Here is a 9,107-nt window from a genome sequence, read left to right on the forward strand (position 1 = left end):
CTGGCGCGGCCATGGCGACAGCCAGTGGTCCGCCGACGGGGAGTACAAGACCCTCTCCTACATCTATGATCTCGCCCAGCTCATCCACCAGCTGAAGGTCGAGCCCGTCACCATCGTCGCCCATTCCATGGGCGGCAACATCGCGCTGCGTTATGCGGGCCTCTACCCGGAAAAGGTCCGCCGCCTCGTCGCGATCGAGGGGCTTGGCCCAAGCCCGAAGATGCTGGCCGAGCGCGAGGCCGTGGATTTCGCCGAACGCACCCGCGCCTGGATCGAAAAGAAGCGCGCCGCCGCCGGCCGCACCCCCCGCCGCTATCCCAGCCAGGACGCCGCGCTCGCCCGCATGATGGAGGAAAACAAGCACCTCTCCGAGGATCAGGCCCGCCACCTCACCATCCACGGCGTCAACCAGAACGAGGACGGCACCTACAGCTGGAAGTTCGATCCCTATCTCAACATCTGGGGCGATTCAGACATGACGCAGACGCAGGTGGAAACGCTCTGGTCCCGCATCAGCTGCCCCACCCTGCTGATGTATGGCGCCAACAGCTGGGCTTCGAACCCCGAGCGCGACGGCCGCATCCGCCACTTCGGCAACGCCCGTGTCGTCGAATATGAAAATGCCGGCCACTGGCTGCACCACGACCAGTTCGATCGCTTCGTCGCCGACCTGAAGGCGTTTCTCTAGGCCGGGCCGGGATGCCCCCGGCTCAATAGGGAACCGGCTCCGCCGTCAGCCCCCTGGCTTCCAGCAGCGCGCGCACATTGTCCGTCCCGATCAGGTGCCCCGTGCCGACCGCCACGAACACCGTGCCCGGCCGGTCCAGCCGCTCGACGAGCTGGTCAACCCATCGCCGGTTGCGCTCCGTCAGAATGATGCGGGCCGTCTCCGGCGTGTCCGCCATCCCGTCGTTCATCAGCCTGCCCGCGGCTTCCGCCTCGCCGGCCGCCCAATGGCCGATCAGCTCGTCCATCTGGTCCAACAGCCTGTCACCGTCGCGCACGAAGGACATCAGCGCGGCAACCTGCTCCTCGTCCGGAACGGAATCGAGCATCCGCATCTGCTCCTCCGCCGTCTCCAGCGCGGTGATCGACTTGCCCGCGGATTTCGCGGCCCCTTCCAGCACCCTCTCGACACCGCTCTGATAGGAAAGGCCGCGCCGCATATAGTCGGCCACCGCCAGGTTCATCGTGATGAACCAGGGCTCGAACCTGTCGAGATCCGCGGGCGAGGCCCCCATCGCCGTCAGCCGCGCCGAATAGGCGGCATGGTCATCCGCGCTCAGCCGCTTCGCCATCGTCCGCCCGCCGGGATCCTGCGCAAGCTCCATCAGCAGCGGCGCCAGCGCGGCAGGGTCGTCCAGCGGCAGGATCTCCAGCATCAACTCGTCAGATGCGGCAAAGGCCCGGGCGATCCCCTCGTCGAACCACGACAGCCCCGGCTTCAGCATGTGCATGGTGCCGAACAGATAGATGGTCGTGTCCGCATCGCGGATCACCCAGAGGGCGGGATCCGCGTCAACGATCCCCCCGCGCTTCGTCACCCCGTCCGGCGCCGCGCCCGCAACGGACGGCAGCACCAAGGCAAACAGAACCAACAGCAAACGCACAAGCAACTTCATGACCCATCCTTCGGGCGCCGGTCGGGCCACCTTCGCCTGCTAGCCGAAACCCCGGCGCAGGCCCAGTGGCGGCACACCGGCGCCGGTCAGCGCTCCACCCGCAGCCCCACCCACAGCGTGCGCGGGGTGCCTAGGTCGATGGAGCCGCCCGCATTGCGCGTCACCACCGTCTCGTCGAACAGGTTTTCGGCCCGCCCGGTCAGCGACAGGCCGGGGCGCAGCTCCAGCCGCCCGTAAAGATCCAGCGTCGTCGCAGGCGGCAGCCGGTCCGTCTCCAGGTCATCCTCATATTGCGCGCCCACATGCCGCAGCGTGGCAGACAGGTCGGCCCCCTCCACGGGCCGCCAGGCCGCTGTCGCAGACAGCATCAGGTCCGGCACCTGCGCAGGCCGCATCCCGTCCATCGCGGTGCCGCCCGCCCGCACCCGGCTGTGCGTCCAGGCCAGGCTTCCCGAAAGGTCGATGGCACCGATCCACAGCGCGCCGGTCGCCTCCAGCCCCCGCGCCGCGATCGCGGAAACATTGCGCCGCTGCCGCAGGTTGGGGCCAACCGTCACATTGGCGATGGCGTCGCGCACCCGGTTGTCGAACAGCGTCAGCGCCAGCCGCATCGTCGGCAGCGGCTGGAACTCCACGCCGCCTTCAACCCCTTCCAGCCGCTCCGGCTTCAGCGCCGAATTCGCCTCCGTCGTCACCGGGAACACCACGAACGGGCGATACAGCTCGTTCAGCGTCGGCAAGCGGAAGTTGGAATAGGCCGCCGCCCGCAGGCTCAGCGCCCCCGTCGCCCGCCACAGCAGCCCGGCGCGGCCGCTCACCCGCCAGTCGCTGCGGTCCGGAAACTTGCTCGTCAGCGTCGGCGCCCCGGCGGCATTGCGGCTTTCATAACGGCCGTTGCGGATCGCCCAATGGTCCAGCCGCGCGCCGCCCGTCAGCACCAGTTCACCCAGCGTCCAGTCATCCTCCACGAACAGCCCCGCCGAAAGCTGGTCGCCGCCCGCAAGTCTCCGCGCGGCGACGGCGCCGGTGGCCGCGTTGAACGCGGTCTCGAACATCGTCCCTTCGGCCCGGCGCAGGTCCCCGCCCAGCCGCAGCAGATGCGCGTCGCCCACCGGCGGGCGCAGCTCCAGCTTGCCGCCAACGCCCGTCGCCGGCGTGTTGCGCTGGTCCAGCGTGGGCCGGAAGGTCGTGGCGCTCACCACGATATTGGTGAAGTTCCGCGCCTGCACATAGGCCAGCGCATCCACCTGCCACGCCCCGCGCGAAACCAGCCGGATGCTGGCGTCCTGCCCCTCGCTCGTCGAATCCGCGCCCTTGAAGCGCAGCGTCCGCGCATCGCCGAACAGCAGCACCCGCGCCTGGATCTCCGCCTCGCCCGCCGGCACCACCGCCCGGCCAGACAGGCTCCACCCATCGTTCGCCGCCCGCGCCGATGCCGGCACCCGCTGCGCCGCAGGCGTCGTCCAGAACCCGTCGGATCGGTCCCACCGGCCCGACAGGCTGGCATGGCCGCCGCCCAGGTCCGCGGTCACTCCGCCCAGCAGCCCGGTCGATCCATGGCTGCCCGCTTCCGCCTGAACCAGCGCATCGGGCAGCGCCGCCCGGTCCGCGCTCAACAGCTCGATCGTTCCCGCAACCGCGCCCGATGCAAAGGCGCCCGATCCGCCGCCACGCGTCACCCGCACGGCCCCCAGCCGCTCGGGCGCCAGAGCAGTGAAGGGGATATGGCCGAAGAAGGGGTCCGCAACCGGCACGCCGTCCAGCGTCACCAGCGCCCGGCTGGCGGCGTTCCCGCCCAGCGCCCGCAATGTCGCGCCCTGCGCAGACGGGTTGGCAGATCGGCTGTCAGAGCGGCGGAACTGCTGGAACCCCGCCACGTCCAGCAGCGCGGTTTCCAGCCGCCCGGCCTCCGCCAGCCGCGCGCCGTCGATCAGCACCGATCCATAAGCGGGCATGCCCGGCCCGGCCGCAAGGCCGCGCCCCAGCACCAGGATCTCGCCGGGATCAGCCGCCAGGGCGGCCGGCGCCATCAGCGCCGCACAGGAAACAGCCAGGGTCCGCATGCCGGCCTCCTGCGGGCTTCGCGCCGGGCGCGCAAGCATCGGAAACGTCAGGCGCAGCCTCAGAAAAGGATGACGCTGCGGATGCTTTCGCCCCGGTGCATCAGGTCGAACGCCTCGTTGATCCGCTCCAGCGGCAGCCGGTGGGTGATCATCGGGTCGATCTCGATCTTGCCGTTCATGTACCAGTCCACGATCCGCGGCACATCCGTCCGCCCCTTGGCGCCGCCAAAGGCGGTTCCGCGCCAGTTGCGCCCCGTCACCAGCTGGAAGGGCCGCGTGGCGATTTCCTTGCCCGCCTCGGCCACGCCGATGATGATGGAGGTGCCCCAGCCCCGGTGGCAGCATTCCAGCGCGGTCCGCATCACCTCGGTGTTGCCGGTCGCATCAAAGCTATAGTCCGCGCCCCCGTCCGTCAGCGCCAGAACTTCCGCGATCACGTCCTCGCGGCTCTTGCCGGCGCCGTTGATGAAGTGCGTCATGCCGAACTTCCGGCCCCAGGCCTCCCGGTCCGGGTTGATGTCCACGCCCACGATCACGTCGGCGCCCACCATCCGCGCGCCCTGGATCACGTTCAGCCCGATGCCGCCCAGCCCGAACACAACGACCTTCTCGCCCACCTGCACCTTGGCGGTGTTCGTTACCGCGCCCACCCCCGTCGTCACCCCGCAACCGATGTAGCAGCTGGTGTCGAACGGCGCGTCGTCGCGCACCTTCGCCACCGCGATCTCCGGCAGCACGGTGAAGTTCGAAAAGGTCGAGCAGCCCATATAGTGGCCCTGCGTGGCGCGGATCGCGGTGCAGAGGTTGGTCTTGCCCGAAAGGCAGCTTTTGCACTGGCGGCATTCCGGCGTGTACAGCGGGATCACATGATCCCCCGGCTTCACCGAGGTGACGCCCGCGCCAACCTCCACCACGATCCCTGCGCCCTCATGGCCCAGGATGGAGGGGAAGATGCCTTCGGAATCCAGCCCGTCCAGCGTGTAGGCATCGGTGTGGCAGACGCCGGTGGCCTTGATCTCCACCATCACCTCACCCGCTTTCGGGCCGTCCAGGTCCACCTCCACGATTTCCAGCGGCTTCTTCGCCTCGAAGGCGACGGCGGCACGTGTCTTCATGGTCAACCCTTTCTGCCCCGGCCCGCAGGCCGCCCGGTCAATGGGCCGGGCCTAGCGAATGACAGGCGGCAGGGGCAAGGGCAGGCGCAAATGTTTCCCGCTGCCGGAAGGCAATCGCCACCCCGTCAGCGCGGATCATCGGCATTGCCTCGGCTCAGGGTCGTCCGGCCCCCTCGTCGGCCGTGCCAGTGCGAAACTGTTCGAAGAAGGCAAGCGTCCGCTCCAGCATGTCCGGCGCGTTCAGCGTCATCGAGTGGGTGTCGCCCTCATAGATGTGCAGGGCGAATGGCGTGCCGGCCTTGTTCAGCCCCTGCGCCACGTCGAGCGCGTCCTTGACCGGCACGCGCCAGTCGGCGGTGCCATGAAACAGGATCGTGGGCACCTTGATCTCATCCGCCCACAAAATGGCAGATCGGCGGTCCAGCGCGGCCTCCGGGTCTGCGGCATAGTCCGTCATCATGCGGGCCCGCATCGGTATCAACTTCGGCCGCTTCGCGTCGCGCACACTGCCGGCGCCGGCCCGGATGGCCATGGCGCGCATCGGAAACCCTTCCCGCGCCAGCATATAGGCCTGCATCCCCCCGCGGGAGCCGCCGAACAAGAAGGTCTGCGACGTGTCGACATAGCCCAGCGATTGCGCCAGCGGCACCAGGTTCCGGACATCGTCGAGGTCACCCCGGCTGCCAAAGCCATCAGAGCCATCGCTGCCCGGCCCGCCGCGATACTGCGTGGCAAGCACCACATAGCCGGCCTTCAGAAGGGCGTGCCAGCCCTGGTACGTCCATGGGTGCATCGGTCCGAACTTGTTGTTGCCGCCGCGCAGCGCGATCAGCAGCGGCAGGCGCTTGCCTTCGGTGTCGATGGGCTTCCACAACAGCCCGGCGATCCGCAAGCCGCCGCTCGCGTAGCTGATCACCCGGCATTCGAAGCCGCGATAGGCCAGCCCCTCCTCGATCCGGGCCCGATCCGAAAGCGCCGCCGCCAGCTGTGCATCGCTGATCGGCGGCATGACCAGATTTTCCTCACGCGCCGCCTCCACCTCGCTGTCGAGGTTCGTGCGGACCATTCGGACGACGTCCTCGTAGGAGCGGTTCGGATCGGGCGGACAAGGTTCGGAGGACAGCAGCGTGCCATCCGGGGCATCAGTTTGCGCCAGCGCCGGCCCTGAGGCGAGTCCGAGCAGGCAGAGAAGCAGAAGCAGGCGCCGGATCACCCCGGCTCCCCCCACCGCATAAGCCGGCCGGCGGGCGACTTTCTGATCCCGATGGAAATTGGAAATGAACATGTGGCCCATAAACACCCCCCGATTGCAGTGGTGACACAAGCAGAAGCGCGACGCCAGAGAGAGGCGGGCAGCTTTCGGGAAGCTGCGGGAACGGTTTGAACGACCGAATTGGGGGCGCAAAGCTGACGGCCCTCACGCCGTCCGCGGCTGATTCCATGGCTCTGCTCGTGGCAAGAATCGCGACAGCGCACCCGGTGGGGCGAACCCACCGATTTTTCGTTCCACAATGACAAATTGACAGAAACTGGCGGAGAGGGAGGGATAGCACGCCATCTGTATTTTATCGATAACAATCAATTGGTTACAGAATGCCCTCGTCGAGATTTGTAGCAACTTTTGTAGCAGCATTCAAAATTGCAAGTCAGGTGGCTAGTCTCGGCCGAATCCCTGGTGCAGGCCCATGGTCGATCCAGCGCGTTCAACGCGAGTTCGATTCCTGATCTGTCCGCCAAAGCCAGGGCTCAAATGGCAGAAATGGGGCCGGTTGCCGACTGACCGATCTTAAGCGTCAGGGACCAGATAGCTGCCGTGGCACCGGAACACCTCGTAACGGCCGCTACGACTGTTGCAAAACGCCCCAGCCCCAAGGATCGCGTCGTCAACAAGGGTAGCAGCCCGCGCAGGCTTTGGTGAACTGTGCAAATCCAACCAGCGAGATGTGCTTGCATCGAACCTCATACGGGCACATACTTCAGTCATTGAAGTGATTCGCTGGACGTTTGATGAAAGCCAAATCCTTTGCCGGCATGCGCTGCTCAATTGCCGGCGCGATGGAGCTAATCGGGGATCGTTGGGCGGTACTGCTGATCCGCGATCTGACGTTCGGGCTCAGCCGTTATGACGATCTGCGCACCAGCATCGGCATCCCCGCCGCCACCCTCTCGGCGCGGCTGAAGCAACTCGTCGACGTCGGCATCGTCGAGCGTGTCCGATACCAGGACAACCCGCCACGCGACGAATATCACCTCACTGCCAAGGGCCGGGATCTTTGGAAGGTGCTGCTCGCGCTGCGGGAATGGGGGGACCGATGGGATGCCAGCGGTTTTGGCGCGCCATCCGTCGAAACCTTCGACGCCGACACCGGCCGCCCGCTGCGCCTTGGCCTGATCGACCCCGAAACCCGCCGGGCCGTTCCCGCCGGCCGCGCCCGCCTGCGTCCCGGCCCCGCGGCCGATGCCGGTACGCGCCGCCTGCTCAATTTACAGAAAGGCTCGTCCGATGACGCAACAGGTTGAGATATTCTACGATTTCCGCAGTCCCTACAGCTATCTGGCGTTCACCCAGCTGGTAAAGATGGATGTCGAGCTGATCCTGCGCCCCATGCAGATCCTGAAGGTGATGGAGCGTGTCGGCAACGTGCCAACCACCATCACCTGTGCCGCCAAGGGCCGCTATGCCGGCCGCGATCTCGGCCGCTGGGCCGGGCGCTATGGCATTGCATTGAACCCCGCCGACATGCGCGCCGTCGACGGCGATGCCACCGGCCGCGCCGTCCTTGCCGCTGCCACGCCGACCGAGGCGCTGGCGGTGACAATGGCGCTCTACCGCGCCTGCTGGAGCGAGCAGACGACGCTGCCGACCTCCGACGACGTCGTCGCCGCCCTCGCTGCCGCCGGTATCGATACCAGCGGCATCGCCGCCCGCATTGACCTTCCCGAGACCCAGGTAGCGCTGGAAGCCAATTCCGACGAAGCCGTCGCTCGCGACGTCTTCGGCACCCCCAGCATGTTCGTCGGCGACACCCTGTTCTTCGGCAACGACCGGCTGGATTTCCTCGCCGAGGAACTCGCCCGGAAGGCCGCAGCATGAGCGCTGCCAAGCCCCTCGCGCTGATCACCGGCGTCGGCCCGGGCACCGGCACCGCCGTGGCCAGACGCTTCGCCAAGGGCGGCTATCGCGTCGCCATGCTGGCCCGCGACGCCGCACGTCTCGCCGCGCTCGAGAAGGAGATTCCCGACTCCATCGCCATCACCTGCGACGTCAGCGACCGAGCGGCGCTCGAAGCCGCCATCACCCAAGTTGGCGCCCCCAACATCGTCGTCCACAATGCTGTCGGCGGTGCTTGGGGCACGTTCCTAGAGATTGCCCCCGAAACGCTGCAGCAGAATTTCGCCGTCAACACCATGGCGCTGCTGCATCTCGCCCAACTCACCGCCCCCGCTATGGTCACCGCCGGCGAAGGCGCCATCATCGTCACCGGCAACACCTCGGCACAGCGTGGCCGTGCGGCGTTCGCCGGTTTCGCCCCCACAAAGGCGGCTCAGCGCATCCTCGCCGAATCCCTCGCCCGCGACCTTGGACCAAAGGGCGTCCACGTCGCATATCTCATCATCGACGCGTCGATCGACGTGCCGTGGCAGCGGCAAATGCGGCCTGACAAGCCCGACGACTTCTACACCTCGCCGGCGTCCATAGCCGAGGAAGTCTGGCACCTCGCCCACCAACCCCGCGACGCCTGGTCCTTCTTGGCCGAAGTCCGCCCCTTCCACGAACCCTGGTGACGACATGGCAGACGCAGCAGAAGACGGCCTCAGCCAACTGAGGGCACGTGTCGCCGGTGGCATGCAGGCCCCGCTGCTTAAGAAGCTCGGCATGGCGATCGTTGAGGTGGAACGCGGCCGCGTGGTGTTCGAAGGCACGCCGGACAGCAGCGACTATAATCCGATGGACAGTGTTCATGGCGGCTATGCGGCGACGCTGCTCGACAGCGCCTGCGGCATGGCGGTCCAGTCGGCGCTGCCGGCCAATTGCGGCCACACCACGCTGGAACTGAAAGTCTCCTATCTGAAGGCGCTCACAGATCGCAGTGGGAAGGTGCGTGCCACCGGCCGCATCATCACCGTTGGCCGCCGCGTCGGCTTTTCGGAAGCGACGCTGCACGATGCCCAAGGGCGCCTGTGCGCCACGGCTACCTCCACCCTACTGGTCTTCGACATGCCGGCCGAAGACAGAAAGCCCTGAACATGGCCAGCAGCGCGTCGGACGATGTCGCCTCCCCGCCGCTCACCGCCGGCCGCCTCGC

Annotated in this window: 9 protein-coding genes; 5 read left to right on the forward strand and 4 right to left on the reverse strand. The window is 67.2% G+C overall.

Translation table 11 applies throughout. The features are described 5' to 3' along the window. Nucleotides 1-688, forward strand: a 688-nt coding sequence (locus tag ACE3O8_RS11515; protein WP_374389876.1) for an alpha/beta fold hydrolase, incomplete at its 5' end; no start/stop codon positions are given. A 22-nt stretch (nt 689-710) separates the two neighbouring features. On the opposite strand, the gene ACE3O8_RS11520 is transcribed toward ACE3O8_RS11515, so the two are convergent. The 4 genes from ACE3O8_RS11520 to ACE3O8_RS11535 all read right to left on the reverse strand — a co-directional run bounded on the left by ACE3O8_RS11520 (nt 711) and on the right by ACE3O8_RS11535 (nt 6,013). Then, nucleotides 711-1,622, reverse strand: a complete 912-nt coding sequence (locus ACE3O8_RS11520; RefSeq protein WP_374389878.1) for a TraB/GumN family protein — start codon at nt 1,620-1,622, stop codon at nt 711-713. Between the two features lie 86 nt (nt 1,623-1,708). Continuing rightward, a complete protein-coding gene (locus tag ACE3O8_RS11525; protein ID WP_374389880.1) occupies nt 1,709-3,685 on the reverse strand; it encodes a TonB-dependent receptor in 1,977 nt (658 codons plus the stop codon). A 59-nt stretch (nt 3,686-3,744) separates the two neighbouring features. Then, nucleotides 3,745-4,800: an S-(hydroxymethyl)glutathione dehydrogenase/class III alcohol dehydrogenase gene (locus ACE3O8_RS11530; protein ID WP_374389882.1), complete on the reverse strand. Its 1,056-nt coding sequence runs from the start codon at nt 4,798-4,800 to the stop codon at nt 3,745-3,747. Nucleotides 4,801-4,954: 154 nt separating this feature from the next. Next, nucleotides 4,955-6,013 (reverse strand): alpha/beta hydrolase family protein, encoded by a 1,059-nt coding sequence (locus tag ACE3O8_RS11535; RefSeq protein WP_374389883.1) that lies wholly within the window; start codon nt 6,011-6,013, stop codon nt 4,955-4,957. A 794-nt stretch (nt 6,014-6,807) separates the two neighbouring features. On the opposite strand from ACE3O8_RS11535, the gene ACE3O8_RS11540 reads away from it, so the two are divergent. From ACE3O8_RS11540 to ACE3O8_RS11555, 4 genes are read left to right on the forward strand one after another with little or no spacing between them, the layout of a single operon-like run. Then, nucleotides 6,808-7,320: a winged helix-turn-helix transcriptional regulator gene (locus ACE3O8_RS11540; protein ID WP_374389885.1), complete on the forward strand. Its 513-nt coding sequence runs from the start codon at nt 6,808-6,810 to the stop codon at nt 7,318-7,320. Further along, nucleotides 7,304-7,894 carry a 2-hydroxychromene-2-carboxylate isomerase gene (locus ACE3O8_RS11545; protein ID WP_374389887.1) on the forward strand — a complete coding sequence of 197 codons (591 nt, stop codon included), beginning with the start codon at nt 7,304-7,306 and terminating at the stop codon, nt 7,892-7,894. Before ACE3O8_RS11540 ends, ACE3O8_RS11545 begins: the two co-directional genes overlap by 17 nt. Next, nucleotides 7,891-8,586, forward strand: coding sequence for an SDR family NAD(P)-dependent oxidoreductase (locus ACE3O8_RS11550; protein WP_374389889.1), 696 nt, complete (start codon nt 7,891-7,893; stop codon nt 8,584-8,586). Before ACE3O8_RS11545 ends, ACE3O8_RS11550 begins: the two co-directional genes overlap by 4 nt. Before the next feature lie 4 nt (nt 8,587-8,590). After that, on the forward strand, nt 8,591-9,046 hold the full coding sequence (locus ACE3O8_RS11555) for a PaaI family thioesterase (RefSeq protein WP_374389891.1): 456 nt from the start codon (nt 8,591-8,593) through the stop codon (nt 9,044-9,046). Nucleotides 9,047-9,107: the final 61 nt, after the last annotated feature.

It is taken from the genome of Sandaracinobacter sp. (genome assembly GCF_041909755.1).
Lineage (GTDB): Bacteria > Pseudomonadota > Alphaproteobacteria > Sphingomonadales > Sphingomonadaceae > Sandaracinobacteroides.